Raw genomic sequence first — 16,190 nt, 5'->3', positions numbered from 1 at the left:
GGAACACCGCCGAGGGGAAACGGCGGTCCCGGGTCAGAGGATTTCGATGCCTTCCACGATCTCGTCCACGACGTCGGGACGGTACTCGGGCTGACGGATCTCCAGGTACACGGTGCTGGGGGTGTCCGGCGGGTGCACGGCGACGGAGCTGAACGCCCCGTTGCCGTTGCACTCGGGCCACTCCCAGACCAGGCCCTGCCATTCGTCGTCGTTGATCGCCCGCTCCTCCGGCGGCCCGGGGCACGGCTTGGTGTCCGCGACGGAGTCCAGGTTCGGCGCTCCCGGGACCACCGTCGCGTAGACCCCGTAGGCGGGGACGTCGGTGGAGTGCCAGTCGTCCACGTCCGTCGCGGCCAGCAGGCCCGGTCCGGCGCCGGCCTCGGCGACGGAGTCGCGGGAGTCCTGGTCGGTGTGGAACTCCCGGGCCCACACCGAGGGCACCTTCACGCGGATCTCCAGGGCGGAGTTGCGCACGGTGGTCAACATCATGCCGGGCGAGCCCAGGGAGGAGCTGACCCCCGCCAGGAGGAGGCCGCAGGCCAGGACGAGGGCGCCCGCACGCTGCCAGGGCATCCGGTAGCGCCGCCACCAGGAGGAGTCCTCGGGCACGTTGGGCGCCATACGGATGGCGCGGACCCGGTCGGTGAAGGTCTTGGCGTCGGCGGGGCGGCTCTCCCGGTCCACCGACAGCGCGGACAGGATCAGTTCGTCGAGGGCCGGCGGCAAACCTGGCCGAATCCGGCCAGGCGCGACCTTCACCGGCGGGCGGGACGGCGGCCGTCCGGTGATGAGCTCGTAGGCGACCGCGCCCAGGGAGTACACGTCGGAGCGGACGTCCAGGTCCCCGCCGGGGATGCTCTGCTCGGGGGACATGTACCCGGGGGTCCCGGCGGCGGCGGTGAAGCCGGAGGCCTCGTCGATCGCCTTCGCGAAGCCGAGGTCGGCCACCAGCACCCGCTGGCCCACAGGGGAGGACTGGAGGAGCACGTTCGAGGGCTTGATGTCCCGGTGGATCGTGCCGTGGCCGTGCAGCACGGTGATGCCCTGGCCGATCTCCGTGAGCAGCCGCAGCGCCTCGTCCAGGGGCAGCTGGCCCCGGTGTACGAGGTCGGCCACGCTGCCCTGGTCGGCGTAGGTCATCACCATGTAGGGGCGCCCGTCGGGCAGCACGTCGACGTCGTGCACCGCCACCAGCCACGTGGAGTCGGTCTGGCGCAGGATGCGCGCCTCCTCCAGGAACCGGTGCTGGATGTCCATCTGGTGCGCCCAGTTCTCGGCGAGTACCTTGATGGCCACCGGGTAGTTCAGCAGATCGTCCTGCGCCAGCCAGACTGTGGCGAAGGAACCGGAACCCAGGCGCCTGATGACGCGGTAACGTCCGAAGGCCTCCGGTTGGCTCATCTTCGCCTCGGTCTGTCGGGGGTGAATACGCGGTCGTTGCCCACTAATACACCATCTGCGCCTTCACGTTGACTTCCGTGGATATGATCCCCTCCCCCGGGTATCGTCGACGCCTTCGGGGCATGGAGACTGGAGGTGCCCTTCGAGTTCCGTGCGCCCATGTGCACCGGGGCGGAGATCATGAGGATTCGCGAGGCGGGAGCCGAGCGGGGCTCATAGACGTCCCATTGACGTGTGACCCTCTCATAAGTGGGCGCGTACGCGTTCGTACGGACGATCGGACGTCTGCCGCAAGCCAGGAAGAGAATGAGCCATGCACAGTAGTGACAACTCGGAGAACGAGGAGACCCCCACCCCCCGACGTCGGGTGGCCAGCAACGTCGACGAGGAGCTGGAGGAGCTCGCGCGCCGCGCCAAGCACGGTGACGCTGTGGCCCTGGACGACCTCCTGCGCCGCATCCAGCCCGAGGTGCTGCGCCGCTGCGCCCGGTTCCTTCCCTACCGCCAGGACGCCGAGGAGGCCTGCCAGGACGCGCTCCTGCGGGTCGCCCGCAAGATCGACAGCTTCAAGGGCGACTCCCTCTTCACCACGTGGCTCTACACCGTGGTGTCCAACTCCGCCCGTCAGACCTACCGCTCCATGAAGCGCCGGTCGGCCGAGTTCCCCACCGAGGCCGAGCGCATGCCGCACCAGCGGGACCCGCGCACCACCAGCGTCATCGCCGGTTCGCGGATCGACCTGCTGGAGGCGCTGGACCAGCTGGAGAAGGACCGCCCCAACCTGGTCGCCCCCCTGGTGCTCCGCGACCTGTGCCAGATGGACTACAACGAGATCGCCTCCGAACTGAACCTCGCCCTGGGCACGGTGAAGTCCCGCATCCATCAGGGCCGCAAACACGTGCGCAAATCGCTCGCCGTGACGTGACGCCCACGGGCGAACTACTCTGGAGGCATCCCCGTCGGCACATCCGTCACAGGAGTGCGCCGTCCCAAGATCCAGCTCTGAGAGGTTTCGCCAATGGGGCTCCGTGACCCCCTGTACTGGCTGTACGAGCGGCGTCTCGAACGCGGCCTGACCAGCCAGGAGATTCCCAGGCACGTCGGTGTGGCCATGGACGGCAACCGGCGCTGGGCCAAGAGCAGCGGTCTTCCGGGCGCCGAACAAGGCCACCAGGCCGGGGCGAACAAGATCTTCGAGGTGCTCGGCTGGTGCAACGAGATCGGTGTGCAGGTCGTCACGTTGTGGATGCTGTCCACGGACAACCTCACCCGTGACGAGACCGAGCTCGGTCCCCTCGTGCGCATCATCGAGGAGACCATCGCCCGACTGCGCAAGGAGGGGTGGAACACCCGCCCCGTCGGAGCGCTCGACGTGCTGCCCGATTCCACCGCCCGTGCCCTGAAAGAGGCGGAAGAGGCCACATCCGGCAACCCCGGGCTGGTTGTCAACGTCGCCGTCGGGTATGGAGGTAGACGTGAGATCGCTGATGCGGTTCGGTCCCTCCTCCAGGAGGAGGCGGCCAAGGGCACCGGTATCCAGGAGCTGGCAGAGCGCCTGGACATCGAGGACATCGCTCGGCATCTCTACACGCGCGGACAACCCGATCCGGACCTGCTCATCCGGACCTCCGGCGAGCAGCGCCTCTCGGGTTTCATGCTCTGGCAGAGCGTGCACTCGGAGTTCTACTTCTGCGAGGTCTTCTGGCCCGCGTTCCGCAGAGTGGACTTCCTGCGCGCGCTGCGTGCCTACGGCGCGCGCAACCGGCGCTTCGGCTCCTGACACCCGCACCCTCGTCCCCACCCGCCCCCGTTCCGCGGGGCGCGCCGTGTCTGTCCACGGCGGGTCCGTAACGCGGAGTTCACCGGATGGTGGGCACGGGACCTGGAAAACGGGCTCTCGGCCGCGTAGCGTCGACAACAGCGGATGGCGTTCGCCCATCCGTTCGGGAGGCCCCGTCTCGTTGATCTTCTCCGCCCCGGCGGGATGTCGAAGAGGAGGGCCGGACCCGGCCCTCGTGGGCCTGGTCCCGGTCCTCCATGATCCCGTGACAGCAGGGCACCCACGCGGTGCCCAAGGGGAGAACGAGTGGCTAGTTCCTCGACCGATCACCGCGACACCCAGTCCCCCGCCGCCCCTGAAGCGGAGGTGGGAGAGGGCACGCGCGTCTACGTGCTCGACACCAGCGTCCTGCTCGCCGACCCGATGGCCATGGCCAGGTTCGCCGAACACGAGGTCGTCATCCCCGTGGTGGTGATCACCGAACTGGAGAGCAAGCGTCACCACCCGGAACTCGGGTACTTCGCTCGCAACGCCCTGCGTCGGCTGGACGACCTGAGGGTCGCCCACGGCCGTCTGGACGTGGCCGTCCCGGTGAACGACATGGGCGGCACGCTCCGGGTGGAGCTCAACCACAGCGATCCGACGATCCTGCCCGCGGGTTTCCGGCTCGGTGACAACGACACCCGTATCCTCACGGTCGCCCGCAACCTGCAGGCCGAGCGTGCGGACGAGAACTCCGTCATGCTGGTGAGCAAGGATCTGCCGATGCGGATCAAGGCCTCCTCGATCGGCCTCCCGGCCGACGAGTACCGGGCCGAGCTCGCCATCGAGCACGGGTGGACCGGGATGGCGGAGCTGGACGTGCCCGCCCACAACATCGGCGAACTGTTCTCCGCCGGTGAGAGCGAGATCGAGCAGGCCATGGACCTGCCCTGCCACACCGGTCTGGTCCTGGTCTCCGAGCAGGGCAAGGCGTTGGGGCGGGTGCAGGCCGACAAGTCGGTGAAGGTGGTGCGCGGGGACCGGGACGTGTTCGGTCTGAAGGGGCGCAGCGCGGAACAGCGGGTCGCCCTCGACCTGCTCACGGACCCGGACGTCGGCATCGTCTCCCTGGGCGGCCGCGCGGGCACCGGGAAGTCGGCGCTGGCGCTGTGCGCCGGTCTGGAGGCCGTCCTGGAGCGGGCCCAGCACCGCAAGGTGATGGTGTTCCGCCCGCTGTACGCGGTGGGCGGCCAGGAGCTCGGCTACCTGCCGGGGAGCGAGAACGACAAGATGACGCCCTGGGGTCAGGCGGTGCACGACACGCTGTCCGCCGTGACCAGCGAGGACGTGATCGAGGAGATCGTGGACCGGGGGATGCTGGAGGTCCTGCCGCTCACGCACATCCGGGGCCGCTCGCTGCACGACGCCTTCGTGATCGTCGACGAGGCGCAGTCCCTGGAACGCAACGTGCTGCTGACCGTGCTGTCCCGGTTGGGGGAGAACTCGCGGGTGGTGCTCACCCACGACATCGCCCAGCGCGACAACCTGCGGGTGGGCCGCCACGACGGGGTCGTCGCGGTGATCGAGAAGCTCAAGGGCCACCCGCTGTTCGCCCACGTGACCCTGACCCGCTCCGAGCGCTCACCCATCGCCGCCCTCGTCACCGAGATGCTGGAGGCCTAGGTCTGGGCCCTCGGTTCGGGCCCCGAACCGGGACAGCGTGAGTGCGCCCGCCGCACGAGCCGTGCGGCGGGCGCACCCGTGTGCGCGGCTCGGGCTACCGGAGCCGGGAGAGGTACCGGCCGACCCGCCTGAGGCGGGCGAGGCTGGCCTCGTAGCGGGCGCCCACGAACAGCAGTGCCGCGCCGATCACGGCGAAGGGCAGCCAGTTGGGCGCCAGCTGGCCCAGCTCCCACAGGGGCGGCCCGAAGGCCCGCAGCGACGTGACGAGCAGGGTGAGACCCCCCAGGACCAGGACGGCGAGCAGGCGCTGGCGCAGGCCCCACACGGTGACGGCCAGAGCCGTGGCCAGCACCGCCGGGAGCCGCCAGACCGTGTCGTCCCCCATCAGCACCTCCCACACCGTGGGGCCGAGGAGCAGCGCCAGACCGCCGCCGTAGGCGAGCCAGCTCGACGGAACCTCGGCGGACCGGCGCGACCACTCCCAGCCGATCACCAGGAAGGCGAGCGCGGGCGGGGCGGTGTACGCCTCCGGGACGGTGACCTCCCACGAGGCGAGGGCCGTCCACAGGGCCAGGAACATCAGCACGGCTCCGACCCCGGCGTACCACCGGCGGTGCGGGCGGACGGCGCTGGCCAGGCTGATCACCCCGACCACCGCCAGGGCCGTGGCCACCAGTTCCAGGCGTCCGCCGTGCAGGACGGAGAGCAGCAGGGTGACCCCGGCCCACGCGGCGGCGGGGATCTCGGCCGCCGTCACCAGCGGCTCACGCAGGCGTGGGGCGACCGCCGCCACGGCGGCGACCACGGCGAGCGGGGCGAGGGCCGCGTACTCGACCGGAGCGTCCAGGGCCAGCGGCAGCGCGAGGGCGAAGCCGCCGGTGGCCGCCGTGGACACCGAGGTGGAGGTGATCGCCACGAACCTGGTGCGGGCGAGAGCGGTGACGACGGACAGGAGCGCGGCCGCCGCCATCAGGACCGCCACGGTGGAGTAGCGCTCCGAGAGCGCCCAGCTGAATCCGAGGGCCAGCGAGAACAGGCCGCTCGCCCACGGGATCCAGGAGACCCGGCCGTCGCGGAGCAGCGCGGCCCCGGCGAGCAGCAGGGAGCCGACCACGAGGGTCCACAGCAGGGCCACCAGGAAGGGCAGACCCAGCGCCACCGGCAGCGGGAGCAGGGTCAGGGGCGCCACCAGCGCGCCGACCGGGACCAGCAGGGACCGGTCCACGAGGAGGACGGCGAGCAGCGCCAGCGTCCCCGCGGTGAGCAGCCCCGCCGCGACGGTGAGCGCGCTCAGGGCGTCACTCGGTCCGGGAACACCCACGAACACGTGCGCGGGCTCCAGCAGGGCGGAGAGCGGTGCCCCGCCGAGGACGTGGGACCTGGAGAAGAGGGCCAGGGCCGGGAGCCCGCGCGGGCCCGCCAGCAGCGGGACCAGAGCCATCAGCAGCACGCCCGCGGTGCCGAGGGAGGCCGGGGCGAAGGGTCGTTCCCGCCGCACCGACCGCTCACGGTCCGTGCGGCCCAGCACCAGCGCGGTCGCGCCCAGCACGAGGGCGGCGGCGGCCAGCAGCCACCCGGTGGCCTGACCGGCGGCTCCCACGACGGAGGAGGCGACCAGGAGGGCGAGGCCCGAGGCGAGGGCGAGGGCCCACGCGGTGACGGTCAGCCCGTACACGAACCGCTCGGGGGAGCCCGCCGCGCGCGGATCCAGGTCGTGGCGCAGCCGCGCGGAGACCAGCGCGGCGAGGGCGAGCAGGAGCAGGGCGACCAGCGCGGAGTACTGCTGGGGGAGTGCCCAGACGAGTCCGAGCAGCATCGTGGCCAGACCGCTCACTCCGGGAAGCCAGGGGAGCGGGCCGCGGAGCCGGGAGGTCCAGAGGAACAGGGCCGCGCCGACCAGCGTCGTCCACACGACGGTGGGGAGGAAGGGTGCTCCCACCAGCACGGGCAGCGGGACCAGGGTCGGCGGTACCGTCAGGGCCGCACCGGCCGCGAACCAGCGGCGGTCGACGACGGCCACCAGCCCCAGGACGAGGAGGCCCGCCACGAGCACGCCCAGAACGAAGAGGAGACCTGTCTGGGCGGGCACCCCGAGCACCGCGTGCGCCGGGTCCCACAAGGCCGGGACCGGGGCCGACAGCGGCGCCGTACCGGGGAACGGGGACAGTGCCGGGGAGTCTCCCGGCAGGGCCAGCAGCGGGGCCGCGGGAAGCAGCGCCAGGCCCACCGCGCTGAACAGCCAGCGCGGGTCGGAGGCGGACCGTGCGGCGTCGGCGGTCCCGCTGGGAACCGGGGGCGTGACCCGGCCCAGAGTCAGGGCGGTCGCCCCGGAGAGCAGGGCGGCGGCGGTCAGCAGCCACCAGTGGGCCTGGACCGTGTCGTCCGCGCCCCGGTTCCCGAGCAGGAAGGCGACGCCCACCACCAGGGCCAGGGCCCACAGCAGCGTGGCTCCCATGTGGAGGGTCGCGGCCCGGCCGCCCGGTTCGGGGCGGGCCCCGGTGGAGAACCGGCGGGCACCGACCGCGCAGACCAGCGCCGTGGCGGCCAGCATCAGCACGGCGGCCAGGGTCATGTACCGCTCGGGCAGCGCCCAGACCAGGCCGGTGACCAGGGTGAGCGTCCCGGTCACCACCGGGACCGCGCCGGTCCACCGGCCCAGGAGCACGGAGCCCAGCACCAGGCCGCCGCCGACCAGGAGAGCCCACACCACCGCCACGACCTGGGGAAGCCAGAGGAGCAGCGGGAGCGCCAGCAGCGTGGCGGGGGCGACGAGGGACAGGGCGACCGGCAGGGCGGAGCGGCGCAGCAGCCGGACCGTCCCCACGGCCAGCGCGGCGGCCACCAGGACCCCGGCCAGGTACACGAGGTTCAGCGGGGGCAGCGTGCTCGCCCGGTCCAGCTGGAGGAGCTCCGCGGCCGGGAGGAGCATGGCGGACGGCTCCAGGCTCCACGGAACGGCCGTGAGGCGGGGCAGGACCGGCAGTTCGGCGGGACCGGCCACGAGCGGGGCCAGGGCCAGGGAGCCCAGGCCGACCACCGCGGACGCGGGCCAGGTCCTCGGCGCGGTTCCGGCCCGGGGCCACCGGGCCAGCAGCAGACCGGTGGCCCCGGCCAGGATCAGGGTGGTCGCCATCGACCACCAGCCCACGGGGTCGGTGGAGGCGTGGACGGCCGCGGAGAGGACGGCGACGGCGGTGGCGACGAGGGTGAGTACCCACAGGACCACGGCGGACACCCGCAGCGTGCGGACCGGAATCCCGGGCCGGGGTTCACCGAGGAGCCGCACGGCGACGAGGTCCGCGAGCGCGGTGGCGGTGATCACCGGCAGCACCCAGCCCGGATTGGCGTCGGTCGGCAGCGAGACCACCAGCAGCACCGGCACCGGCTGAGCGAACAGCGCGGCCAGGACACGGGGCGAGCGGAGCGGCACCAGGGCGGGGTAGAGCAGCAGGAGCGCGCTCATGACCGCCAGCGCGGCCGCCGTGTACCCGGGGCCGTTGCTGATCCGGTCGCTCAGCAGCCAGAGGGCGAGCGCGTCCACGCAGAGCAGGCCGGCGGCCACCGATCCGAAGGTCTCGGCGGTGGCGCGCAGCCCGCGCCGGTGCAGCGGCAGGGCCAGCCCGGCGAAGGTCAGGGTGGTCAGACCGAGCACCGCGGCACGGGTGCCGGTGCTCAGGTCGCTCCACGTCCAGATGGCGAAGACCAGGGCGGCGACGCCGATGAGGAGGCCGCCGAGGCCGAGGATGACGTTCTGGGCCGAGCGCTGGCTCACCTCACCGGACCGCTCGGGCCCCGGGGCGGACCGCTGCTGGGCCGTGGCGGGCGGCCCGACAGCCGCCGGGGCCGGGACCGGGGCCGGGGGAGCGGGCACGGGCACCGCACGGCTCGTCAGCGCCACGGACTCGCGCCGCAGACGGCCCAGGACGTGGGGGCGCTCCTGGGAGAGCGCGCGCTCCCGTCCGCGCAGCGTCGCCAGCTCCGTGTCGATCCACCACAGTCGCTGGGCGGTCGGTCCGACGAGGCTGAGCCCGCAGCGCTGGCACGCCTGACCGGCGGTGCCGAGAGGAGCCGCGCAGTCGGGACAGTGGCGTGGGGCGCCGGGGGGTGGCTGGGGGAGTCCGTGGGCGTTCATACCGGCCATGCTCCTCGCGGACCCGGCGCGGCGCATCCGTACGGGTACTCAGTCGCCGGTGCGCGGCCCGGGAAGCCCGGTGACCTCGGTCTCCCCCAGCGACGGTGGAGATGAGTGACACAGGGCCAGGGCGTCGGGGCGCCCCTGACTCTTTGTGTTCCCTTGCAGGTCAGAAGTGCGCAAAGTGCGCACATTCCGTGATGTGAGTCAGGACACGGTAAAACTGGCGTTACTTCACCGTGACGATGATGCAGGCTGAGTGCGCTGCACCGAGAACCCCCTCCCGTGTGGGAGCCCCGCTCCGTGGACGGTCGAACGGCGACTCCGTCCCCTCCACGGCAGACACGACGGGCCACGCGGTCCCATGGCGGCGACCCACACCACGCGAGATCCCAGTCAGGGCACGCGTGCGTCAACGTGAAAGGGCGATCTTGATAGTCAACCGGATCTCGCTGCGCCAGATGAGCGCGGTCGGAGCCGCGGCTCTGGTCGCGGGCGGCATGTTCACCGTCTCGGCCTTCGCACAGACCGGCGATCTCGACCCCGGTCAGGCCGCCTCGGCGGCGACCCCCCAGGAGCAGCCCGAGCCGCCCCGGGAGGAGTTCTTCGCGAGCCCTCCCGCGGTCGACGACGCCGAGCGCGAGACCCAGCGCGAGCAGGGCCGGGACGACGTGCGGACCGCGGCCGAGCAGGCCGTCCAGTCCGCCAGCGGCACCGGCGCCGAGATCGCGGAGCCGGAGCCCGAGCCCGAGGAGGAGGAGACCTCCGACACCGGTTCCTCCGACGGTTCCGGCTCGTCCGGAAACTCCGCCCCCGCCACCCCGGTCCCGGCGGGCTCCGCCAAGGAGATCGCGCTCCAGATGGTCCTCGACCAGGGCTGGGACGCCGACCAGTTCCACAGCTGCCTCGAACCCCTGTGGGAGAAGGAGAGCAACTGGAACCACACGGCGGAGAACCCCAGCTCCGGGGCCTACGGCATCCCGCAGTCCCTGCCCGGGAACAAGATGGCCTCCCACGGCTCGGACTGGCAGACCAACCCGGCCACCCAGATCTCGTGGGGCCTGAGCTACATCAAGGACCGCTACGGGAACCCGTGCGGCGCCTGGTCCCACTCGCAGGCCAACAACTGGTATTAATAGGTTTTTCCCTGCCATTAACCCCCTTTTGGGAAAGGCAATCGTGCTACTCAACCGAATGTCGCTGCGTAGTACCGCGGCGGTCGGTGCGGCGACCCTGGTCGCCGGTGCGACGTTCGCCGTCTCCGCGTTCGCGGACGACGGTGTGGACCCGGACGTGGCGGCCAGCGCCGCCGTGCCGAGGTCCGAGGAACCCGCGGCCGACACCGAGACCGAGGGCGACGAGTTCTTCGCCGCCTCGGAACAGTTGACAGAGGACGAACTCCTGGAGCTCCGCGAGCAAGCGCAGAGCCAGAGGGACGCCGCCAACGGCCAGGGGGTGCAGTCCACCCAGGCCAGCGGTAGCGACATCGAGGAGGAAGAGGAAGAGGAGGAAGAGGAAGCGGACGAGGAGCCGACCTTCTCCGGCGACCCCAAGGGCATCGCCCGCCAGATGGTCGCCGCCGAGGGCTGGGGCGCCGACCAGTTCGACAGTTGCCTCGAGCCCCTGTGGGAGAAGGAGAGCAACTGGAACTACCAGGCGCAGAACCCCAGCTCCGGGGCCTACGGCATCCCGCAGTCGCTTCCCGGCGACAAGATGGCCTCCCACGGCTCGGACTGGCAGACCAACCCGGCCACCCAGATCTCGTGGGGCCTGAGCTACATCAAGGACCGCTACGGCACCCCCTGCGACGCCTGGGCGCACTCCCAGTCCGTCGGCTGGTACTGATCCGGCACCCGGTCCCCCCATCCCCCGAACGACGAGAACGGCCCCGCGCACCCGTGCGCGGGGCCGTTCCCCTGTCCGGCGGTGGTCGCCGTCCGGACCTACTTGTGGGGGGTGAAGGTCTCGATCACGTCCTCGTGGACGTTGTCGAAGTCGTCCGCCTCCGCCAGGGGCACGTTCACGCTCACCAGGTAGAACACCCGGTGGTCGCCCTGCTCCATGATCACCGCGTACGCCCAGAGCCGACGCTCCTGCTGACCCCAGTTGGTGTTGACGAGGTCGGCCTCGACCATGGCGACGTCCAGCCCCGCCAGACCGCCCTCGAAGTCGTCCCGGTCGAAGTTCTCGGAGTCGTGCTGCGCGTAGCCGCTGGTGGCCTCCTCGATGTCGGTGCCACCGCTGGTCTGGGCCAGGAACTGCTCGGCGGTGCCGGTGAACTCGGTCTCCTCCCAGCCCTCCACCACGACCTCGTGCTCCATGCCCGGAGCGACGAACACGGCGATGGACTCGGAGATTCGGCTGTCGTCGGGCGACCAGCCGCCCGGGTAGGCGATCGAGAACCACTCGGAGTCGAAGGTCTGGAGGGCCTCCTCGTCGTACTCGGGGGGAGTCCCGTCCACCCGGATGTCGCTCTCCGGGGTGTCCTCGACCTGTTCGCGGCTCTCCGCTCGTCCGGGCTCGAAGACCTCGGGCTGGGACGCGTCGGGGGGCCCGGAGGGGCGCATGGCCAGGGCCACCACGAGGCCGCCGACCAGCAGCACCGCCAGGACCAGCGTGCCGACCGCCAGCACGGCGCCGAGACCGCACCCGCGCCTGCTCTTGGCCGCCGGGGCCGCCGCTCCGTGCGCCGCGGCCGGCTGGGGGCCGCTGTGGCCGCCCACGCCGTGGCCGCCGTGGTCCCCGTGGCCGCCGTGCCCGACCGAGCCGACCGAGCCGACCGCCTGCGTGTACCGCCCCTGGTCGTGGCCGGGGTAGGAACCCTGCCCGTAGTAGCCGCCGGAGGGGTGCGCGGCCGGATGGGGGGTCTGCGGGCCGCTCACGGCGGTGGCGGCCAACGCCGCACCCGCGGCGCCCGCCGCGGCGGCCGTGCCCGCCGAGGCCGGGCCCTCCCCGTCGCGGCACCGCCGCAGCAGGTCCAGGGCCTGTTCCACCGTGAGCCGCCGGTCCGGGTCGCGGTCCAGCAGACCGGCGATCACCGGCTCCAGCCACGCGGCCCGCGTCATCGGCGGGAGCTGCGCGGAGATCACCGCCGCGATCGCGGCGGTGATGGAGTCGCGGCGGAACGGGGAGCTCCCCTCCACCGCCGCGTACAACGTGACGCCGATGCTCCACAGGTCGCCCCGGTGCTCCGCCGGGCCGCCCTCCAGCCGCTCGGGCGGCATGTACTCGGGTGAACCGATCAGCGCGCCGGTCCGCGTGATGGCCGGACCGCCCTCCATGGTGGCGATCCCGAAGTCGGTGAGGATGACCCGCCCGTCGGCGGACATCATGATGTTGCCCGGCTTGATGTCCCTGTGCAGGACACCCGCCGCGTCCGCCGCGCGCACCGCCTTGAGCAGCGACTCCGCGATGTCCGCGACCTCCTCCGGCGGCAGGGCCCCGGACCTGCCGAGCAGGTCCTGGAGCGAACCGCCCTCGACCAGCTCCATGACCACCCACGGGTCGTCCTCGTACTCGAAGACGTCGTGGATGGTGATGACGGTGGGGTGGTTGATCCGCGCGGCGGACTGGGCCTCGCGGCGCACCCGCGCGTGCGCGTCGGCGCGCTCGGCGTCGGTGAAGTGGCCGGGGAGCAGTACCTGTTTGATCGCCACGACCCGGTCCAGGGCCGTGTCGTGCGCCTCCCAGACGATCCCCATGCCGCCACGGCCCAGCTCACGGAGCAGGACGTAGCGGTTCGCGATGGTCGGCTGGCTGTTACTCGACATCTGTCGCCCTCTCGGAGCGGGCTCTGTGCGTGAAGTTCTGACTACTGGTTCCGATGTCCACGGTAGGGGGATGGTTCCGGCGGCTTGGCCGCCGGTTCCGGATCGGAACGGTGAGGTGACGCACGAGGGGCACCCCGCTTCCGCGAGGTGCCCCGGGGCCCCGTGGACCCGTGTCGACGACTACTGCTGCGAGTTGGTCATCTTGAGGACGTCGAGGGCGGCGTCGAGCTGCTCCTCGGTGAGCTTGCCGTCCCGCACGTAGCCGCGCTCCAGCACGACCTCGCGGATGGTCTTCTTCTCGGCCAGCGACTGCTTGGCGACCTTGGCGGCCTCCTCGTAGCCGATGTACCGGTTGAGCGGGGTGACGATCGACGGGGAGGACTCCGCGTACACGCGGCACTGCTCCTCGTTGGCCCGGATCCCGGCCACGCAGCGGTCCGCGAAGACCGTGGAGACGTTGGCCAGCAGACGGATCGACTCCAGCACGTTGCGCGCGATCATCGGCAGCTGCACGTTGAGCTCGAAGTTGCCGGAGGCGCCGCCGAAGGCCACGGCGGCGTCGTTGCCGACGACCTGCGAGGAGACCTGGAGCATGGCCTCGCACAGGACCGGGTTGACCTTGCCCGGCATGATCGACGAACCCGGCTGGAGGTCCGGGAGGAAGATCTCGGACAGGCCGGTGGTCGGGCCGGAGCCCATCCAGCGGATGTCGTTGGCGATCTTGCAGTAGCCGACCGCGATGGTCCGCAGCTGGCCGGAGAGCTCGACCAGGGCGTCGCGGGCGCCCTGCGCCTCGAAGTGGTCGCGGGCCTCTGTGAGCGGCAGGCCGGTGTTGGCGGCGATCTCCGCGATGACCCGGGCGGAGAAGCCCTCCGGGGTGTTGATGCCGGTGCCGACGGCCGTGCCGCCCAGGGGCAGCTCGGCCACGCGCGGCAGGACGGCCTCCAGGCGCTCCACGCCGTAGCGGACCTGCGCGGCGAACCCGGCGAACTCCTGGCCCAGGGTGACCGGGGTGGCGTCCATCAGGTGGGTGCGGCCGCTCTTGACGATCGAGGCGAACTCGATCGACTTGCGGGTGAGCTCACCCTCCAGGTGGCGCAGCGCCGGGACCAGCTCGTTCTGCACGGCCGAGGTGGCGGCGATGTGGATGGAGGACGGGAACACGTCGTTGGACGACTGCGAGGCGTTCACGTGGTCGTTCGGGTGAACGTCGAGGCCGGTGCGCTCCTTGGCGACGGTGGCCACGACCTCGTTGGTGTTCATGTTGCTGGAGGTGCCCGAACCGGTCTGGAAGACGTCGATCGGGAACTCGTCGTTCCACTTGCCGTCGGCCACCTCGAGGGCGGCCTCACGGACGGCCTTGCCGAGGTCGTCCGAGATCACGCCGAGCTCGGCGTTGACCTTGGCGGCGGCGGCCTTGATCTCGCCGAGCGCGGCGATGTGGGCGTTCTCCAGCCCCTGGCCCGAGATCGGGAAGTTCTCGACGGCACGCTGGGTCTGGGCCCGCCACTTGGCCTTGGCCGGGACCTGGACCTCACCCATCGAGTCGTGCTCGATACGGAACTCACTCATTGCAACCCATCTCTCCTGGGAAAACCTGTGACCTCAAGCCTGCCAGACGCAGGAGGACACAACGCACCTCACCCTGGGTTCCCGGTGTTGCACGTGTCATGTTGACATCAGCGCAGGTCACCACCTTCGCACCGACCCCGCCCGTCAACCGCCGAGCTGGCGGCGGGCCCGGCGGCGGCCGAGGCGGAGGCGGCGCCTGGGCGCGCGGACCCGCACCGTCCCGAACAGGCAGAAGCCGTCGATCTCCAGGACCGGCGGGTGGGACATCGCGCTGCCGCGGGCGTTGGTGCTGCGTCTTCCGAGGAAGGACCACCCGTGGAGCCGGACCTCCACACCCTCGGGGACGTCGATCACGACCCGGCCGAGGAACGTGCTGACCGTCATGCGGTGGTGGTTGTGTGTGAGCAGCGCCTCGCGCATGTCGATCTCGGCGCGCCCGCACACCGCCCCGGCCTGTTCGTCGGGGAGCGCCACCCAGCGCCCCTTCCGCCGGAGGGTGGTGAACCAGCTGACCATGGGTTCCGGGTCCAGTTGGAGCGGCTGCTCCTCGGCGGGCAGCAGGTCGGCGGTGAGCTCCGGCAGTTCCCCCAGGGTCCTGGCCGCCTCGACGCGGTCGAGGCGCTCCTCGAACTCCTCCATGTCGATCCGACCGTCGGTCACAGCGGAGCGCAGGACCTCGCTGACGCGTTCACGGTCACTGTTGGACGCCCTCATCCGGGCGGGGGACACATCCTCACTCACCCCACCGAGCCTAGGCGAGAGGTGGCGTCGGGGCGGTCGCGACGGCGGCGGCCGTGGGGCCGGGCGGACCCGGCCCCACGGACGACCACGGGTCGTGCCTGATCAGAGGCGTGTCAACGCGCGCCGGGCCGGGGTGGCGGCCGAAAGCGGCCGCACCGCGATCCGCACCAGCGCGCGGGCGTTGTCGTCACCCGCGACCCGGTTGGCGCTGAGCTCGCCGCACGCCAGGCAGCGGTGGACGACCAGCCATTCGCCGTCCGGACGGGCACTGACACCGGCGGCCTCCATCCGGCCCCGGCAGTCGGCGGCCCGGTCACCCGGGACCCGGCCGTCCACGTGCAGGCTGGTGAGGCAGTGCGGGCAGTGGTTGCGGTGCGCGGTGCCGGGCGCCCGCAGCGGGACGTCCAGCCGACAGTGGGCGCAGCGGAACGACTCCCCGGCCTGGCCGTGGTGCCGCCCCTGTTCGCCCCGGGCCCGCAGGACGGTCTTCGGGCGCTGCTGTCGGCGCTGGCCGCGCCGCTGGTTGCCGCGACCCACGCTCACACCTCCCCGAACATCTCGAGCGGGAACGGCGGCTCGGCGAGCGGGCGGACGGCGATCCGCATGAGGACCAACGGGTTGTCGTCGGCGGTCACGGCGCTCTCGGAGAGCTCGTCGCAACGCACGCAGCGGTGGACGAGCCGCCATCGGCCGTCACGGGCGACGACGACGGAGATCGGGGTCATGCGGCCCTCGCAGTCGCTGACGCCGTCCTCGACCTGGTCGTGGACGTGGAGCGAGGTCAGACAGCTCGGGCAGTGGTCACGCGGGGTGCCGTCGGGGCCCAGGAGGGCGACGGACAGACCGCAGAGCACGCAGCCGAAGACGGTGCGCGCGGACGCGGTGGTACTTGGGTCGAAATCGTGGTGGGACAACCCGGAGGCTCCTTGCTGGAGTGGTGTGGAGACGACAGCAAGAGCGCCGAGCGGTTCTCGACGGGGAACGGGTCCGTTCAGACGTCCGAAGGGTGTCGGGGCATGAGGAGACCCGCGCGGCTGTGAGGCGCGCTCGGCGCGTTCCGGGGCATGGTCCTCAGTCCTTCTAGGCCTGGGCGCGGCGTGTGCCCCAGACACCGTGATCGGTTCCGACC

General features: G+C 71.8%; 12 protein-coding genes. 5 read left to right on the top strand and 7 right to left on the bottom strand.

Annotated elements, in window-relative coordinates:
* Nucleotides 1–33: 33 nt before the first annotated feature.
* Nucleotides 34–1,401: a serine/threonine-protein kinase gene (locus AC0VYL_RS23695; RefSeq protein WP_475456094.1), complete on the bottom strand. Its 1,368-nt coding sequence runs from the start codon at nucleotides 1,399–1,401 to the stop codon at nucleotides 34–36.
* A gap of 313 nt (nucleotides 1,402–1,714) precedes the next feature.
* Here AC0VYL_RS23695 and AC0VYL_RS23690 point away from each other — a divergent pair, with 313 nt between their 5' ends.
* From AC0VYL_RS23690 to AC0VYL_RS23680, 3 genes are all read left to right on the top strand, one after another.
* Nucleotides 1,715–2,326: an RNA polymerase sigma factor gene (locus tag AC0VYL_RS23690; RefSeq protein ID WP_378745480.1), complete on the top strand. Its 612-nt coding sequence runs from the start codon at nucleotides 1,715–1,717 to the stop codon at nucleotides 2,324–2,326.
* Between the two features lie 93 nt (nucleotides 2,327–2,419).
* A complete protein-coding gene (locus AC0VYL_RS23685) occupies nucleotides 2,420–3,181 on the top strand; it encodes an isoprenyl transferase (RefSeq protein ID WP_475456092.1) in 762 nt (253 codons plus the stop codon).
* 306 nt (nucleotides 3,182–3,487) lie between these two features.
* The gene (locus tag AC0VYL_RS23680; protein ID WP_475456090.1) at nucleotides 3,488–4,846 is read left to right on the top strand and encodes a PhoH family protein; all 1,359 of its coding nucleotides are present in this window, start codon (nucleotides 3,488–3,490) and stop codon (nucleotides 4,844–4,846) included.
* Nucleotides 4,847–4,940: 94 nt separating this feature from the next.
* On the opposite strand, the gene AC0VYL_RS23675 is transcribed toward AC0VYL_RS23680, so the two are convergent.
* Nucleotides 4,941–8,978: an SCO7613 C-terminal domain-containing membrane protein gene (locus tag AC0VYL_RS23675; RefSeq protein ID WP_475481546.1), complete on the bottom strand. Its 4,038-nt coding sequence runs from the start codon at nucleotides 8,976–8,978 to the stop codon at nucleotides 4,941–4,943.
* Between the two features lie 431 nt (nucleotides 8,979–9,409).
* On the opposite strand from AC0VYL_RS23675, the gene AC0VYL_RS23670 reads away from it, so the two are divergent.
* Together AC0VYL_RS23670 and AC0VYL_RS23665 are read left to right on the top strand one after the other, a co-directional pair.
* Nucleotides 9,410–10,114 (top strand): aggregation-promoting factor C-terminal-like domain-containing protein, encoded by a 705-nt coding sequence (locus tag AC0VYL_RS23670; protein WP_475481545.1) that lies wholly within the window; start codon nucleotides 9,410–9,412, stop codon nucleotides 10,112–10,114.
* Nucleotides 10,115–10,172: 58 nt separating this feature from the next.
* Nucleotides 10,173–10,823: an aggregation-promoting factor C-terminal-like domain-containing protein gene (locus AC0VYL_RS23665; protein ID WP_475456084.1), complete on the top strand. Its 651-nt coding sequence runs from the start codon at nucleotides 10,173–10,175 to the stop codon at nucleotides 10,821–10,823.
* Nucleotides 10,824–10,921: 98 nt separating this feature from the next.
* On the opposite strand, the gene AC0VYL_RS23660 is transcribed toward AC0VYL_RS23665, so the two are convergent.
* From AC0VYL_RS23660 to AC0VYL_RS23640, 5 genes are all read right to left on the bottom strand, one after another.
* Nucleotides 10,922–12,748 (bottom strand): serine/threonine-protein kinase, encoded by a 1,827-nt coding sequence (locus AC0VYL_RS23660; protein ID WP_475481544.1) that lies wholly within the window; start codon nucleotides 12,746–12,748, stop codon nucleotides 10,922–10,924.
* Nucleotides 12,749–12,928: 180 nt separating this feature from the next.
* The gene (locus AC0VYL_RS23655; RefSeq protein WP_475456080.1) at nucleotides 12,929–14,320 is read right to left on the bottom strand and encodes a class II fumarate hydratase; all 1,392 of its coding nucleotides are present in this window, start codon (nucleotides 14,318–14,320) and stop codon (nucleotides 12,929–12,931) included.
* 144 nt (nucleotides 14,321–14,464) lie between these two features.
* On the bottom strand, nucleotides 14,465–15,034 hold the full coding sequence (locus tag AC0VYL_RS23650; RefSeq protein WP_475483570.1) for a DUF1707 SHOCT-like domain-containing protein: 570 nt from the start codon (nucleotides 15,032–15,034) through the stop codon (nucleotides 14,465–14,467).
* Between the two features lie 129 nt (nucleotides 15,035–15,163).
* Nucleotides 15,164–15,604 (bottom strand): RNHCP domain-containing protein, encoded by a 441-nt coding sequence (locus tag AC0VYL_RS23645; RefSeq protein ID WP_475456078.1) that lies wholly within the window; start codon nucleotides 15,602–15,604, stop codon nucleotides 15,164–15,166.
* Nucleotides 15,601–15,975, bottom strand: a complete 375-nt coding sequence (locus AC0VYL_RS23640; protein ID WP_475456076.1) for an RNHCP domain-containing protein — start codon at nucleotides 15,973–15,975, stop codon at nucleotides 15,601–15,603. Before AC0VYL_RS23640 ends, AC0VYL_RS23645 begins: the two co-directional genes overlap by 4 nt.
* Between the last annotated feature and the right edge of the window lie 215 nt (nucleotides 15,976–16,190).

The sequence above is a fragment of the Nocardiopsis sp. iso_238 genome (genome assembly GCF_056173325.1).
This window is presented reverse-complemented; position numbering and strand designations above follow the sequence as displayed.

Coding starts and splice junctions, on each gene's coding strand:
- AC0VYL_RS23695 (WP_475456094.1), bottom strand. CDS start 1,401: ATGAGCCAACCGGAGGCCTTCGGACGTTACCGCGTCATCAGGCGCCTG.
- AC0VYL_RS23690 (WP_378745480.1), top strand. CDS start 1,715: ATGCACAGTAGTGACAACTCGGAGAACGAGGAGACCCCCACCCCCCGA.
- AC0VYL_RS23685 (WP_475456092.1), top strand. CDS start 2,420: ATGGGGCTCCGTGACCCCCTGTACTGGCTGTACGAGCGGCGTCTCGAA.
- AC0VYL_RS23675 (WP_475481546.1), bottom strand. CDS start 8,978: ATGAACGCCCACGGACTCCCCCAGCCACCCCCCGGCGCCCCACGCCAC.
- AC0VYL_RS23665 (WP_475456084.1), top strand. CDS start 10,173: ATGTCGCTGCGTAGTACCGCGGCGGTCGGTGCGGCGACCCTGGTCGCC.
- AC0VYL_RS23660 (WP_475481544.1), bottom strand. CDS start 12,748: ATGTCGAGTAACAGCCAGCCGACCATCGCGAACCGCTACGTCCTGCTC.
- AC0VYL_RS23655 (WP_475456080.1), bottom strand. CDS start 14,320: ATGAGTGAGTTCCGTATCGAGCACGACTCGATGGGTGAGGTCCAGGTC.
- AC0VYL_RS23650 (WP_475483570.1), bottom strand. CDS start 15,034: ATGAGGGCGTCCAACAGTGACCGTGAACGCGTCAGCGAGGTCCTGCGC.